This window comes from Parazoarcus communis (assembly GCF_003111645.1).
In the GTDB taxonomy this organism is placed as follows: domain Bacteria; phylum Pseudomonadota; class Gammaproteobacteria; order Burkholderiales; family Rhodocyclaceae; genus Parazoarcus; species Parazoarcus communis_A.
The window spans coordinates 4,192,477-4,207,555 of sequence record NZ_CP022187.1 but is presented as its reverse complement, the minus strand read 5'-3'; the positions used below and the strand labels follow the sequence as shown (position 1 = coordinate 4,207,555).

At 64.2% G+C, this 15,079-nt stretch carries 11 protein-coding genes and 2 tRNA genes; 4 read left to right on the top strand and 9 right to left on the bottom strand.

Going from position 1 to position 15,079, the window contains the following annotated elements; translation table 11 throughout:
* Positions 1-41: 41 nt before the first annotated feature.
* Both CEW83_RS19185 and CEW83_RS19180 read left to right on the top strand, forming a co-directional pair.
* Positions 42-1,919: a DUF294 nucleotidyltransferase-like domain-containing protein gene (locus CEW83_RS19185; protein ID WP_108950787.1), complete on the top strand. Its 1,878-nt coding sequence runs from the start codon at positions 42-44 to the stop codon at positions 1,917-1,919.
* A 10-nt stretch (positions 1,920-1,929) separates the two neighbouring features.
* The gene (locus CEW83_RS19180; RefSeq protein ID WP_108950786.1) at positions 1,930-2,679 is read left to right on the top strand and encodes a 3'-5' exonuclease; all 750 of its coding nucleotides are present in this window, start codon (positions 1,930-1,932) and stop codon (positions 2,677-2,679) included.
* Positions 2,680-2,707: 28 nt separating this feature from the next.
* On the opposite strand, the gene nirD is transcribed toward CEW83_RS19180, so the two are convergent.
* From nirD to rnr, 9 genes are all read right to left on the bottom strand, one after another.
* On the bottom strand, positions 2,708-3,013 hold the full coding sequence (gene nirD, locus CEW83_RS19175; RefSeq protein WP_108950785.1) for a nitrite reductase small subunit NirD: 306 nt from the start codon (positions 3,011-3,013) through the stop codon (positions 2,708-2,710).
* On the bottom strand, positions 2,985-5,486 hold the full coding sequence (nirB, locus tag CEW83_RS19170; protein WP_108950784.1) for a nitrite reductase large subunit NirB: 2,502 nt from the start codon (positions 5,484-5,486) through the stop codon (positions 2,985-2,987). Before nirB ends, nirD begins: the two co-directional genes overlap by 29 nt.
* 11 nt (positions 5,487-5,497) lie before the next feature.
* Positions 5,498-6,262 (bottom strand): uroporphyrinogen-III C-methyltransferase, encoded by a 765-nt coding sequence (gene cobA, locus CEW83_RS19165; RefSeq protein WP_108950783.1) that lies wholly within the window; start codon positions 6,260-6,262, stop codon positions 5,498-5,500.
* Positions 6,263-6,275: 13 nt separating this feature from the next.
* Positions 6,276-7,070 carry an ABC transporter ATP-binding protein gene (locus CEW83_RS19160; protein ID WP_108950782.1) on the bottom strand — a complete coding sequence of 265 codons (795 nt, stop codon included), beginning with the start codon at positions 7,068-7,070 and terminating at the stop codon, positions 6,276-6,278.
* 10 nt (positions 7,071-7,080) lie between these two features.
* Positions 7,081-8,001 (bottom strand): nitrate ABC transporter permease, encoded by a 921-nt coding sequence (gene ntrB, locus CEW83_RS19155; RefSeq protein ID WP_199915161.1) that lies wholly within the window; start codon positions 7,999-8,001, stop codon positions 7,081-7,083.
* A gap of 32 nt (positions 8,002-8,033) precedes the next feature.
* Positions 8,034-9,434, bottom strand: coding sequence for a CmpA/NrtA family ABC transporter substrate-binding protein (locus tag CEW83_RS19150; RefSeq protein ID WP_108951531.1), 1,401 nt, complete (start codon positions 9,432-9,434; stop codon positions 8,034-8,036).
* Between the two features lie 419 nt (positions 9,435-9,853).
* Entirely contained in the window at positions 9,854-11,143 is a 1,290-nt protein-coding gene (locus CEW83_RS19145; protein WP_108950781.1) for a nitrate regulatory protein, read from the bottom strand.
* Between the two features lie 78 nt (positions 11,144-11,221).
* A complete protein-coding gene (rlmB, locus tag CEW83_RS19140; protein WP_199915335.1) occupies positions 11,222-12,004 on the bottom strand; it encodes a 23S rRNA (guanosine(2251)-2'-O)-methyltransferase RlmB in 783 nt (260 codons plus the stop codon).
* Between the two features lie 112 nt (positions 12,005-12,116).
* Positions 12,117-14,627 carry a ribonuclease R gene (gene rnr, locus CEW83_RS19135; RefSeq protein WP_234418909.1) on the bottom strand — a complete coding sequence of 837 codons (2,511 nt, stop codon included), beginning with the start codon at positions 14,625-14,627 and terminating at the stop codon, positions 12,117-12,119.
* Positions 14,628-14,665: 38 nt separating this feature from the next.
* Here rnr and CEW83_RS19130 point away from each other — a divergent pair.
* Positions 14,666-14,750, top strand: a tRNA-Leu gene (locus CEW83_RS19130).
* A gap of 192 nt (positions 14,751-14,942) precedes the next feature.
* Positions 14,943-15,027 (top strand) — tRNA-Leu (locus CEW83_RS19125).
* Positions 15,028-15,079 lie beyond the last annotated feature (52 nt).

Below are 15,079 nucleotides of genomic sequence, written 5' to 3'. Positions count from 1 at the left end.
GTGCCCGCCCGTTTTTTTTCACCTTCACCGTGGCCACCCAGATGCAGGACGAACAGCTAGAGATCCTTGATTTTCTGCGCCGTTATCCGCCGTTCCAGGAACTGCCGGAAGAGACCCTGCACGTCGTCGCACAGTCGGTGGACGTGCGCTACTTCAAGGCCGGCGCCCGCATCCTCGAGTTCGGCGAGGAGGCGCTTGCCTGGTATGTGGTGCGCAGCGGCGCGGTGGAAGTCTTCCGCCGCAACGGCACGCTCTATAACCGCCTGACAGAAGGCGGCTACTTCGGCGAGTTCGGCCTACTGCATCGCAAACAGGTGCGCTTTCCGGCTGCGGCGCTCGAAGACACCCTTGTCTATCTGATCCCGGAGCCGGTATTCACCGACCTGTTCGAGAACAACGAGCAGTTCGCCGATCTGGTCGAGGTCGAGGACCGCACCCGCCTGCGCCAGGTCGTGTCCCGCCGCGAAGACGCAAATCAGCTGATGTCGGCGACCGTCGATGTGCTGATCAGTCGCGAGCCGGTCATGCTCGGGCGCGGCTCGACCGCGATGGATGCGGCGCGTTGCATGACCGACGAGGGCGTCTCTTCACTCCTGATTGTCGACGAACCGGATGCGGCATCGTCGACGCCGAGCATGGTCGGCATCATCACCGACCGTGACATCCGCGTGCGGCTGGTGTCGCAAGGCCTTAATTACGACACGCCGGTCACCGACATCATGTCGTCGGAGCTGGTCTGGGTGGAACACAACCAGCTCGTCTTCGAAGCGATGCTGCAGATGCTGCGCAACAACGTGCACCATCTGCCGGTGCTCAAGAATCATCGCCCGATCGGTGTAGTCGCGCTGTCCGACATCATCCGCTACGAGTCGCGCAACAGCCTGTTCGTGGTCAGCAGCATTTTCCGCCAGCACAGCGTCGATGAACTCGCGGCGCTCACCGCCGACGTCCACGCCTGCTTCGCGCGCATGGTGACCGAGGATGCGAGCTCGCGCATGATCGGCAGCGCAATGGCCGTGATCGGGCGCAGCTTCAAGCAGCGGCTGCTCGAACTTGCGGAGGAGCATCTTGGACCGCCGCCCGTCCCCTACTGCTTTCTGGCACTGGGTTCGATGGCGAGACAGGAACAGCTCATCGTCACCGATCAGGACAACGCGCTGGTGCTCGACAACAGTTTCGATCCCGCACGCCACGACGACTACTTCAAGTCGCTGGCCGCCTTCGTCAGCGACGGCCTGGCGCGCTGCGGCTACACCTACTGCACCGGCGGGGTGATGGCGACCAATGCAAAGTGGCGACAGCCGCTGCGCGAGTGGGAGCGTTACTTCACCGACTGGATCGAGAAGCCGACGCCGGAATCGCTGCTCAACAGCGGCATCTTTTTCGACCTCGATGGCGTCTGGGGCAAGACCGAATGGATCGATGGGCTGCGCCGCCTCATCTCGCGCAAGGCCAAGGGCAACTCGCGCTTTCTCGCGTGCATGGCACGCAATGCGCTCCTGCGCACCCCGCCGCTGGGCTTCTTCAAGGATTTCGTGGTGGAGTCCGACGGACGACACAGCCGCGCGATCAATCTCAAGCGACGCGGCACGGCCCCGCTCGCCGACCTGATTCGGGTGCATTCGCTGGCCGTGGGATCGGTTGCACTGAACTCCTTCGAACGCCTGCGCGACATCATCGAAGCCGACATCCTGCCGCGCGGACGCGGGCAAGACCTCCACGACGCGCTCGAATTCGTGTCCATGGTGCGCATCCGCAATCAGGCGGGCGACCTCGCCGTGGGCAACGAGCCCGACAACAGCATCGAACCGGAGAGCCTCTCCGACTTCGAGCGCAAGAGTCTGCGCGATGCCTTCCTCATCCTGAGCAACGCGCAGAAATACCTGAAGTTCCGCTACCAGCCCGGCCGCAGCGCTTGAGGGTCCCATCGTGCTACATCTAGGCTCACTGCAGCAGAAACAGCCCGGCGCCACATCCGGCACAACAGTGCACGACTGGCCGCAGCGCTTTGCCGAACTGGCAGCGGCGGCGCACGACGAGCGGCTGAAGCGCTTCTACGCGGCGGGCGCGGTCGCCGGCGACACACCGCTGTCGGCGGTGCCCTTGATGGCGCTTGATGTCGAGACCACCGGCCTCGATCCGGTGCGCGACGGGATTGTCAGCATCGGACTGGTGCCGATGCGCCTCGACCGCATCCTCGCCAGCCAGTCGCGGCACTGGATTCTGAAGCCGCGTACGGCGCTGGGTGAGGAGTCGGTGACGATTCATGGCATCACCGACTCGCAGGTCGATACCGCACCCGACCTGATCGAGATCCTCGACGAAGTGCTGCAGCACATGGCAGGCCATGTGCTGGTGGTGCATTGCAGTGCGATCGAGCGCCAGTTTCTCAACGGCGCGCTGCGACCACGCATCGGCGAGAAGATCGAGTTCCCGGTGATCGACACCATGGAGCTCGAGGCCCGCCTTCACCGCAAGAAGCGTCTTGGGCTGTTTGCACGTCTGTTCGGCCACAAACAGCGCTCCATCCGGCTTGCCGCAAGCCGCAGCCGCTACGGACTGCCGCGCTACCGGCCACACCATGCACTGACCGACGCGCTCGCCTCCGCCGAGTTGCTGCAGGCGCAGATCGCCCACCGCTTCTCACCTGAGGCCCCGGTCAGCGCACTCTGGTCCTGAAGACAACGGCACGCTGACCGGCGCAGCATCAGGTCTCCAGCCACACTTCCCCGGCTTCGATCCGCACCGGATAGTTGCGCACACAGCCCTCGTCCGGCGCACACGCATGGCCGGAATCGAGTTCGATGTTCCAGTTGTGCAGCGGGCAGGTCACCTTCTGCCCATGCACGATGCCCTGCGACAGGGGGCCGCCCTTGTGCGGGCAGGCATCGGCAATCGCGAACACGCTGTCGCCTTCGGCACGGAACACCGCGATGTCGCCATCGGCATGCGCGACGACGCGCGCACCGAGTGCCGGGATTTCTTCAAGAGGACACAGTTTCTGCCAGGCCATGGCGATCTCCGCTGCTGTTGTTCAGGTCAATAGTCTGGTAGTTGCGCACCAGGGGCGCGGTACGCTGCTCGGCCCAGGGATCGGGCGCGTCCTTCAGTGCAAACAGCAGGCGCTCGTACAGCGCCTTGCGGTTGGCGACGTCTTCGACGACACGCTTCTTCGCATGCTCGAGACCGACACGCTCGATGTAGTGGCAGGTGCGCTCAAGGTAATAGGCCTCCTCGCGGTAAAGCTGCAGGAAGGCGCCGCCGTACTCCATCACCTCCTCGTCGCTGCCGACCTTGCAGAAGAACTGCGCAACCTCGGTCTTGATGCCGCCGTTGCCGGCCACATAGAGTTCGTAGCCGGAATCAACGCCGATGATGCCGACGTCCTTGATCCCGGATTCGGCGCAGTTGCGCGGGCAGCCCGACACCGCCAGCTTCACCTTGTGCGGACTCCACATGCCGAACAGCATCTTCTCCAGCTTGACGCCGAGATCCATCGCCAGCTGCGTGCCGAAGCGGCAGTGCTCCATGCCGACGCAGGTCTTCACCGTGCGCAGGCTCTTGCCGTAGGCGTGACCGGAGACCATGCCGGCTGCGTTGAGGTCGGACCAGATCAGCGGCAGGTCGGCCTTCTTCACGCCGAGCAGGTCGATGCGCTGGCCACCGGTGACCTTGACCGTCGGCACCTTGTACTTCTCGGCCGCGTCTGCGATCGCACGCAGTTCGTCCGGCGTGGTCAGCCCGCCCCACATCCGCGGCACCACCGAGTAGGTGCCGTCCTTCTGGATGTTGGCGTGGGCACGTTCGTTGATGAAGCGGCTCTGCGGGTCGTCCTCGGCCTCGAACGGCCAGGTGGAGATCAGGTAGTAGTTGAGCGCAGGACGGCAGGTTGCGCAGCCGTTCGGCGTGCTCCATTCCAGCGCCCGCATGGTGTCGGGAATGCTGAGCAGCTTGTGCTGACGGATCGCCTCGCGCACTTCGCCATGCGTATGCTCGGTGCACCCGCACACCGGCTTCGCATACTTGTCGGTGGATTGATAGGCGCCGCCGACGGTCGAGGCGAGAATCTGCTCCACCAGTCCGGTGCATGAGCCGCAGGAGGACGACGCCTTGGTGTGCTTCTTCACCTCTTCGAGCGTGAACAGGCCCTTCTCGCGGATCGTCTTGACGATGGTGCCCTTGCACACCCCGTTGCAGCCGCAGATCTCGGCACTGTCCGGCAGGAGTGCGGCCTGGCTCTGCCCCTGATGGCCAGCGTCGCCAAGCTGTGACTGGGTGAAGCTCTGACCGAACATCAGGTGGTCGCGCATCTCCGACACGTCCTTGCCCTCGCGTACGAGCTGGAAGTACCAGGCGCCGTCGGCGGTGTCGCCCACCATCACCGCGCCCGCGAGCTTGTCGTCCTTGAGCACCAGCTTCTTGTAGACGCCACCGGCCCGGTCATGCAGCACGATCTCGTCACAGTCGGCACCACCCTGGAAGTCGCCAGCGGAGAACACATCCACGCCTGTGACCTTGAGCTTGGTCGAAGTCACCGAGCCTTCGTAGCGACCGATTCCGAAGCCCGCCAGATGGTTCGCGCACACCTTCGCCTGATCGAACAAGGGGGCCACCAGCCCGTAAGCGGTGCCGCGATGGTTTGCGCACTCGCCCACCGCATAGACACGCGGATCGGTGACCGTCTGCAGGGTGTCGGTGACGACGATGCCACGGTCGCAGAGCAGACGGGCCGACTCGGCCAGGCTGGTGCTGGGGCGAATGCCCGCCGCCATCACCACCAGGTCGGCAGCCAGCTCGGTGCCATCCTTGAGCCGAACGGCGCCCACGCGACCGCTATCTGCCGCCACCAGCTCCGCAGTCTGCGCCTGCAGGCAGAACTTCATGCCTTTGGCTTCGAGCGAGGCCTGCAGCATGTCCGCCGCCGATTTGTCGAGCTGGCGTTCCATGATCCAGCCGCCGAGGTGCACCACGGTCACCTCCATGCCGCGCAGAATCAGGCCGTTGGCCGCTTCAAGACCGAGCAGGCCGGCACCGATCACCACCGCGTGGCGGTGATGCCGTGCCGCGTCGATCATGGCTTCGGTATCGGCGATGTCGCGGTAGGCAATGACTCCCGGCAGATCCTTGCCCGGTACCGGCAGGATGAACGGCACCGAACCGGTCGCCAGCAGCAGGCGGTCGTATGCGACCTCGGTGCCATCATCGGCACGCACCGTGCGCCGCGCACGATTGATCTCGACCACCTTGCGCCCGGCGTGCAGGGTGATGCCGTTGTCGCGATACCAGTCGAGATCGTTGAGCATGATGTCGGGCAGGGTCATTTCCCCGGCCAGCACCGGCGACAGCAGGATGCGGTTGTAGTTGCCGTGCGGCTCAGCGCCGAACACGGTGATGTCGAAGCAGTCGGGGGCGTGCTTGAGCAACTCCTCCAGGGTTTTCACCCCTGCCATGCCGTTACCAACCATGACCAGTTTCTGTTTCTGCATGATGTACTCCTTCAGGCCGCGAGGATTCGGGCCGAAATGTCCGGGGAGGAAACCGTCGCCACTGCGAGCGCGGCGACTTCGCCCACAACGATGATCGCCGGCGAGGCCAGCCCTTCCGCACTGACGCGCGCAGGCAGGTCGGCGAGCGTGGCCTTGACGTGGCGCTGGCCGGGCAAGGTGCCCGATGCGATCGCTGCGGCAGGCGTGTCGGGGGGCAGACCAGCGGCAATCAGGCGTGCCACGATATTGAGCACGCGGGACAGCCCCATGTAGATCACCAGGGTCGTGCCGCCTTGGGCCAGCGCACGCCAGTTGGGCTCGTCGCAGCCCTCGCCGGAGGTACCGGTCACCAGCGTCACGCCCTGGGTGTAGGCGCGGTGCGTCACCGGAATGCCGACCGCGGCCGGCACCGAGATCCCTGCGGTCAGCCCCGGCACGACTTCGGCTTCGATACCGGCTGCGGCAAGTGCTTCGACTTCTTCACCGCCACGCCCGAACACGAAGGGGTCTCCCCCCTTGAGCCGCAGCACGCACTTTCCGCGACGCGCATAGCGAACCATCAGCCGATGAATGAAACCCTGCGCCGTGGATGCCTTGCCGCCACGCTTGCCCACTTTCAGCACCCGCGCGTCAGGCCTCACCATGGCGAGGATCTCGTCGGAAACAAGGTCGTCGGCAAGCACGATTTCCGCCTTCTCCGCGAGCAGCCGGGCCGCGCGCAGCGTGAGCAGGTCCGCGGCACCCGGTCCGGCACCGATCAGATACACTTTTGACATGTCCGTCTCCGGGTCAGGCTGCGCGTTTGAGCTGCTTGTTGTAGAGGAACTCCATGATCGCCGCGCGGCACTCGGCGAAGTGATGATCGTGGGCCAGGGCGAGCCGTTCGCGCGGGCGCTCGATGTTCACCTCGAGGATCTCGCCGATGGTCGCCGACGGGCCGTTGGTGAGCATGACCACGCGGTCGGACAGCAGCACGGCCTCGTCGACATCGTGCGTCACCATCACCATGGTCGCCCTGGTGGCCGCGAGGATCTTCATCAGTTCATCCTGCAGATTGGCGCGGGTCAGCGCGTCGAGCGCGCCGAAGGGCTCGTCCATCAGCAGGATTCTTGGCTGCATCGACAGCGCGCGGGCAATGCCGACACGCTGCTTCATGCCACCCGAGATCTCGTTCGGATACTTGTTCTCGGCGTGCGCCAGGCCGACGAGTTCAAGTGCCTCGTGAGTACGCTCCCTGAGCTTCGCCTTGCCTTCCCTGGCCGAAAACACGCGCTCGACCGCAAGGTAGACGTTGTCGAAGCAGGTCAGCCACGGCAGCAGGGAGTGGTTCTGGAACACCACCGCCCGCTCCGGCCCGGGGCCTGCGATCTCGCGGCCGTCGCACAGCATCACGCCACTGCTGGGCAGGGTGAGTCCGGCGATGAGATTGAGCAGCGTCGATTTGCCGCAGCCGGAGTGACCGATCAGGGAGATGCTCTCACCTTCGCGGATCTCCAGATTGACGTCGCGCAGTGCGACGAACGGCCCCTTCTTGGTGTCGAAGGACTGACCGACACTTTCGATCTGTACGATACGTTTGGTCATGACGATCTCCTTAGCGGCTTTCGTAGCTGAAATGGCGGGCCACCATCATCAGGGCCTGCTCGAGAATCAGGCCGACGATGCCGATGATGAAGATGGCGATGATGATGTGCTCGACCTTGAGGTTGTTCCATTCATCCCATACCCAGAAGCCGATGCCGACGCCGCCAGTGAGCATTTCCGCGGCGACGATCACCAGCCAGGCGGTACCGATGGCCAGGCGCACGCCGGTGAGGATGTTGGGCAGGACTGCGGGGAAGAGGATTCGGGTGACCACCTTCCATTCAGACAGGTTCAGTACCCGGGCAACGTTCAGGTAGTCCTGTGGCACCGAGCGCACGCCCGCCGCGGTGTTCATGATCATCGGCCAGATCGAGCAGATGAAGATCACCCAGATCGCGGCAAGATTGGCCTCCTGAAACACCAGCAGACCGATCGGCAGCCAGGCCAGCGGCGACACCGGACGCAGCAGGCCGATGACGGGTTCGGTGGCCATGTTCATGAACTTGAAGCGACCAACAATGAAACCCAGCGGGATGCCGACCACGGCGGCAAGGCCGAAACCGACACCGACCCGCCCCAGCGAATACAGCACATTCCAGCCGATGCCCATGTCGTTGGGGCCGTTGTCATAGAACGGGTCGGCCAGCAGCTCGACTGCTGCATCCCAGGTCACCAGCGGCCCCGGAAAGATGTCGATCCGGCTCGACACCGCCCACCAGATCGCGAGCAGCAGCCCCATGCCGGCGGCCATGGCCACCAGGCTGCGCGCTAACCCGGACGCCATCGGGCGAAGTCGCTCCATCAGCCCGGGCGCTTCCGACTCGGCGACAACCGGATGTACCACCGCACGAGCCGCGGTATCCGCAGTCCCTGCCCTGCTTTCGGTCGGCTCGGCAACAGGCCGGCCGACAGTCACTGAAATCGCAGTCATGTCCTTGTCCTTTTCAGTCGTCATGCACGGAATCAGGCGTTGGCCTTGGCAAGTGCATCAAGGCTGACCTTCATCGCATGTACCTTGAAGCCCTTGAGGTAATCCACCGGCCTGGACGGGTCGAAGCTCATGCCGTCGAAGAAGCGATCCGGCCCCATCGCGATCGGCGACGTGGCCTTGTCCAGCGTCCACCCCGCTGCGTGCGAGCCTTCGGTCTTGTAGTCGATGGTCGGGATGGCGATACCCAGATCCTTGGCGGCGTCGCGGTAGATGTCGCTGCGATAGACCTGTTCAGCCACTTTCCTGAAGTTGATCGCGCTCTCGATCTGGCCCCAGCGCACCATCTGCGTAAGGAACCACACCGCATGCGAACGCCACGGGAAGGTCGCCGCGTAGCGGTAGAAAACGTTGAAGTCCGGCATCTTCTGCGGGCCCTCGGCCTTGGTGTACATCCAGGTCCCGGTCATCGAGTTCTCGACCACCGACGCCGGTGCATTGACGTAGGACTTGGCGGAGATGATCTTCACCACCTCATCGCGGTTCTCGGGCTTGTCCATCCACTGCGCGGCCTCGATCAGCGCGCGCACCGCAGCCTTGTGCGTGTTCGGATTCTTGTCGGCCCACTCGCGGGTGACGCCGAAGACCTTCTCCGGATTGTTGTTCCAGATCTCGTAGTTGGTGATGATCGAGCGGCCAATGCCCATCTCCACTGCGCGCTGGTTCCACGGCTCGCCCACGCAGTAGCCGACGATGTTCTTCGACTGCAGGTTGGCCACCATCTGCGGCGGCGGAATCACGATCAGGCGCACGTCCTGGTCGGGATCGATGCCGGCCGAGGCCATCCAGTAGCGGATCTCGTAGTTGTGGGTGGAGACCGGGAACACCATGGCGAAGGTCATCGGCTCCCTGCCCGCCTTCTTGTCCTCCTCGATCACTTTCTTCAGCGCCAGCGCCGAGGTCGGGCGCCCCTGCATCGCGGCCGGGTCGGCGGCGAGCATGCGCTCGTAGAGTTCATTCGACACGGTGATGCCGTTGCCGTTGAGATCCATCGAAAAGGCGGTGACGGTTTCCTGCTGGTTGGCGCCGACCCCGAGCGTGGCCGCCAGCGGCATGCCGGCCAGCATATGGGCGCCGTCCAGCTCGCCCAGCGAAACCTTGTCGCGGATGTTGGCCCACGACGCCTCCTTCGACACCTCGACATCGAGGCCGTGCTTCTTGAAGAAGCCCTTTTCCCTGGCGATCACGATCGGCGCACAGTCGGTGAGCGGGATGATGCCGAACTTCAGCGTGGTCTTCTCCAGCCCTTCCGAGCCAGCAGCCCAGACGCCGCCGGGAAAAAGACCGGACAGCATCGCTGCGGTGCCTGCTGCAGCACCGGCCTTGATGAAACCGCGACGGGTCAACTCGGGGGTTTTGATCGTCTGCTTGGTCATCGTGAACTCCTTGATTGAATTCTGAAATGCAAAAAAGGCGTCCATTCCTGCTCGGCGCTTGCAGCGCGGAGGGAATGGACGCCTTTGTCCAGTGTTCGGGATTGTGTCAACCGCCGGACCATCGTTGATCCGGCTTTGCGTTTTCCAATGCAGTAAGCGTGCCAGCTACGCGCATGAGGCCACAGCCCGCGGAAACACTGGAACCAAGGGAAATTTTCGGTATCAGGTGCGATGAACCCGACGCACTGCTGCAGTGCAATGTCACCGCATCTGCACAGGCTTAGTGCAGACGTGCGCGCTCAGCCCCCCGCCGACTGCGGGGCGATCTGCAGCGTCCGGGGCATGGAGAAATCCGTCTGAAGGCCGCAGTGAAGCGCGGGCTCCCGCCCCTTTTCGAGGCCGCCACAGGCGGCTGCGGCTCAGTCAGGCTTGAGGAACTCAGCGAGCGAGAGCGTCGCCTCGGCGACATCGACAAGGCGACGATGCTGATCCATTGCGGTTTGTCGCAACAATTTGTAGGCCTCGTCTTCGCTCAGACCGCGCCTGGACATCAGCAGGCCCTTGGCGCGCTCGACCAGCTTGCGTTCATTGAGCGCAGCACGCGCGGTATTGAGTTCATCGCTCATGTCCTGCAGTCGCTGCGACTGCAGCTGCATGAGATCGAGCACCGAGCGCCCGAGCTTGGGACTGAGTCCGTCCGCCTCCACCAGCCCGGCTGCGTCGCCCTCAGCGGGCGGCGCCGAGGTGGCTGACTTGTCGAAAAAAACCGCCAGCGGCGCCGCACTCTGTCCGCCGAGCGCCGACAGTGCATCGAGGAAGCGCTTGTGATCGTGCAGATCGGAGCGCGCCTCGAGCAGCTTGGCCTCACACAGATGCAGCAGCGCATTGGTCGCACAGTCTTCGACCTGGCGCATCGCGTCGATCCGTGAGGTGGTGCATTCGAACCAGCGCTCGCTGGCCTCGGCTGCCACGGGGGCACTCGACGCAGCGCAGGCGATGCGACGCATCCGTTCCACCTCGGCAATCGCGGGTGAAGTCTGGGCATTGCGCCAGATCGTGCGCAAGGTGGGATCGGCAAACTCGACAAAGATCTGGAAACAGCGGTCCTGGGCATCAATCAGGTGCGCGAGCCGCTGCTGCTCCGTGGCTTCGAAGCGACCGGCTGCAAAACCGGCTGCGCCGGCCGCACGCTCCTGCCCGGCCAGTTCCTTGCCCTGCATGAAGTTGAACAGGGCGACCAGCGCCCGCGACACCGCCGGGTCTGCGGCGATATCTGCAGCCTCGAAAACCACCGCCATGAGACCAGCGATCAGTTCGGTAAAGCTGCGGGTGGCCTCTTCGACGCCGAGCGTGCGCCCCGCCACCCGGCTGCGCAAGGCCGGAAGCGCATCGAGGCCGTGCAGCACGTAGGCGATGCGACTGAACAGTCGCACGCCACCCGCCATACGTCCGGAGTCAGTATCGAGCTGGACGAAGCGTTCGCGCGCAGCGGCTTCTGCCGCCACGCTGGCCTCGACCCGCTCCAGCCGCTGTGCGGCAAACCGACGCCCGGCCGACGCCAGATAGACGTTGGACACGCCACGCTCCTTCTGCAGCATGTGCACGAGCTCACTCACGCCCTTCACGAGACCACTGGTGATCTCAAGCTGCTCCAGGCCATGAATCTCGCAGCGTTTGGCCGCCACCAGAAAACCCAGCGCAGACTTCATCCCATCTCCTCCACGGACGCCCTATTCGCCTGACCCCGCTACCACATGCAACACCGCGGAAACACCGCGCAAGCCGACTCAGGCACCGCGCTGACGCCTTGCCTCGAACAGGCAGATGCCACTGGCCACCGAGACGTTGAGGCTCTCCACCGACCCCAGCATTGGGATTTTCGCCAGCACGTCGCAGGTATCGCGAGTCAGCCGGCGCAGTCCGTCGCCTTCTGCCCCCAGCACCCAGGCCACCGGCCCCTTCTGATCGACATCGAACACCGATTGCTCGGCTTCGCCGGCCGCCCCGATGATCCAGACCCCCGCTTCCTGCATTTCGCGCAGTGCGCGGGCAAGATTGGTGACGGTGATATAGGGCACGGTATCGGCTGCGCCGCTGGCGACCTTCACCGCAGTGGCATTGAGCCCGACTGCGCGATCCTTGGGCGCAATCACCGCGTGCGCACCAACCGCGTCCGCAACCCGCAGGCAGGCGCCGAGATTATGCGGATCCTGCACACCGTCGAGTACCAGCAGCAAGGCGGGCTCATCGAGTGACTCGAGCACGTCGGCCAGCTTGAGTTCGCGATGCCGCCCGTCGATACGGGCGATCACGCCCTGATGACGACGGGTGCCAACCATGCCGTCGAGGCGGTCCGATTCGCTCGGGATCAGGCGCACACCCTGGGCTTCGGCGAGCTGCTGTACTTCGCGCGCGCGAATGTCCTGGCGCTGACTCGACAGATAGAGCTCGAACACCGCTTCCGGGTCGCGCTTCAGCTTGCCGAGCACGGCATGAAATCCATAGATCAGACGCGACGCGGGACGCCCTGCATCGGCGCTGACGTCCGCTGCGACGGCTTCGACGACCACTGCGGTTTCGTGACGTTTCGGCTTCGGCCTGTGCTCGCCGCGCACTGGCGGGCGTGCGGCGCGCGCGCCGTCCTCGCTGGGACGTGATCGGGAGCCGGAACGGGAGGGGGGTTTAGCCACGACGCTTGCCTTTCTTCTTTGATGTTGCCGCCGCTGCTGCGGCCTTCGGTTTTGATTTACGTGCTGCGGGTGCTTCGGTGCGGACCGCTGCCTTGGGCTTGCTGCCACGCCCTGCACGTGAAGCCGGGGCACGCTCGGCGGCCGGGCGCGGCGCCGGCTCGGAAGCACTGCGCCCCTTGCGCCGGGTCGGTGCTGCAGACCCCGCATCCACAGGCGCATGGTCACGGGCGGTCTTGCCGCTGCGCTCGGTCGGCCGGCTTACGCCTTCGATCAGGCGGAAGTCGATCTTGTTGGTTTCCAGATCCACCCGCACCAGCTGTACCCGCACCCTGTCCGACAGCCTGAAGCGCGCGTTGGTGCGCTCTCCCGCCAGCTCGTGACGCGTCTCGTCGAAGTGGAAGTAATCACTACCGAGGTCCGAGATGTGCACCAGGCCCTCGATGAAGATATCGTCCAGCGCGACGAAGAGGCCGAAGGGTACCACTGCCGATACGCTCCCGGAAAATTCCTCGCCGACGCGATCCTGCATGTAATAGCACTTGAGCCAGGACACGACATCGCGGGTCGCCTCGTCGGCACGGCGCTCGGTGCTCGAGCAGTGCGCACCAATCTCGTCCCAGTCGCCGGGCTGGTAGCTGTCGCTCTTGAGCGCGGCCTTGATGGCACGGTGCACCAGCAGGTCCGGATAGCGCCGGATGGGCGACGTGAAGTGGGTGTAGGCGTCGTAGGCGAGGCCAAAGTGACCGAGATTGTCCGGGCTGTACACCGCCTGACGCAGCGAGCGCAGCATCACGGTCTGCAGCAGCTGGGCATCCGGCCGTTCCTTGACCTTGTCCAGCAGCGCTGCGTAATCCTTGGCGCGAGGTTCGTCCCCGCCACCAATGCCCATGCCGAACTCGGACAGGAATCCGCGCAGCTTTTCGAGCTTTTCCGGCGTGGGGCCTTCATGCACCCGATACAGTGCGGCCTGGTTGCGCTCCTGCAGAAAATCGGACGCGCAGACGTTGGCCGCGAGCATGCATTCCTCGATCAGGCGGTGGGCGTCGTTGCGCACCTCGGGCACGATGCGCTCGATCTTGCCGCCCTCGTCGAAGATCATCCGTGTCTCGGTGGTCTCGAAGTCGATCGCACCGCGCTTGGCGCGCGCCTTGAGCAGCACCCGGAACAGCTTGTCGAGGTTCTGCAACTGGGGCAGCAAGCCACCGACCTCTTCCAGCGCCGCAGCGTCCTGTTCGTACAGCGCCGCAGCGACCTTGGTGTAGGTCAGGCGCGCGTGAGAGAACATCACGGCCGGATAGAAGCGGTAGGCCTTCACCACCCCGGTCATCGAGATGCTCATGTCCGCGACCATGCACAGACGCTCGACCTGGGGGTTGAGCGAGCACAGTCCGTTGGAAAGCTTCTCCGGCAGCATCGGGATGACGCGGCGCGGGAAGTAGACCGAGTTGCCACGGTCGTAGGCGTCCTTGTCGAGCGCGCTGCCGGTTTCGACGTAGGCGGAAACGTCGGCAATCGCCACGATCAGCCGGAAGCCGCGCCCCTGGCGTTCGCAATACACCGCGTCGTCGAAGTCGCGCGCAGTCTCGCCATCGATGGTGACAAGCGGCAGGCCGGTGATGTCCTCCCTGCCAACCCAATCCTTCTTGCGCACCTTGAGCGGCAGCTTGCGCGTCTCCGCCTTGGTCTCGGACGAGAATTCATAGGGCAGGTCGTGCTTGCGCAAGGCGATCTCGATCTCCATGCCGGGGTCGGCATAGTTCCCGAGCACCTCGACCACGCGACCGATGGGCTGCGCAAACTTGGTCGGCTGTTCGATCAGTTCGACCGTCACCACCTGGCCCGGCGTCGGCTTCTTGCCGCCTGGCGCCACCAGGATGTCCTGAGCGAGACGCTTGTTCTCCGGCACCACCAGGAGGACACCATGCTCATTCAGCACACGTCCGACGACGCGCGCGTTGGCGCGCTCAAGGATCTCGACAATCTTGCCCTCTGGCCTGCCGCGGCGGTCCTGCCCGGCAATGCGGACAATCACGCGGTCGCCGTGCAGCACCTCGCGCATGTCCTTAGGCCCGAGGAAGATGTCGGGGCCGCCGTCATCACGGCGCAGGAAACCGAAGCCGTCCGGGTGACCCTCCACCTTGCCGCGGATCAGGTCGGCCTTGTCCGGGATCAGATAGGCGTCGCGCCGGTTGCGCACCAGCTGGCCGTCACGCTGCATCGCGCGCAGACGGCGGTCGAAATGCTCCAGCTCGTCGGCGGTGATGTCGAGCGCACGGGCGAGATCGTCGAAAGACATCGGCACGCCCTGATCAACCAGGATCTGTTCGATGTATTCGCGGCTGGGCAAGGGGAGCTCGTATTTGAGCGATTCGCGCTCGAAGAACGGGTCGGCACGACGAATTGCGCTCGGCCCCTTGGCACGGCTGCTTCTGCGTCGCCCGGCCTTGGGTGCTTCAACAGCGGCTTCGGGAACGGCATTGGTTTTTTTGGTGTTTCTGGTCATTGACTTTCTTCTTTAAGTGCTTATAATGCGCGGCTCTTGCCCAGATGGCGGAATTGGTAGACGCACTAGTTTCAGGTACTAGCGCTGCGAGGCGTGGAGGTTCGAGTCCTCTTCTGGGCACCAGTTTCGCAGGAAAGCCGCTCTTCGGAGCGGCTTTTTTGTTTGTATTGTACGCAAGCGCGTACGGGAAAATCGACTGGCAGCTTTGCCAGTCCGCCTCGACGTGCAGTCTTCTTCGTCGAATTCACGACCCGGGAAAAATTTTCGACGCTGGCCTTCCATCCATGAAAAGACCCGGCTATAATGCGCCTCCCTGCCCAGATGGCGGAATTGGTAGACGCACTAGTTTCAGGTACTAGCGCTGCGAGGCGTGGAGGTTCGAGTCCTCTTCTGGGCACCAGTTTCAAAGAAAAGCCGACCTTGTGTCGGCTTTTTTCTTTTCTGCGCACCGG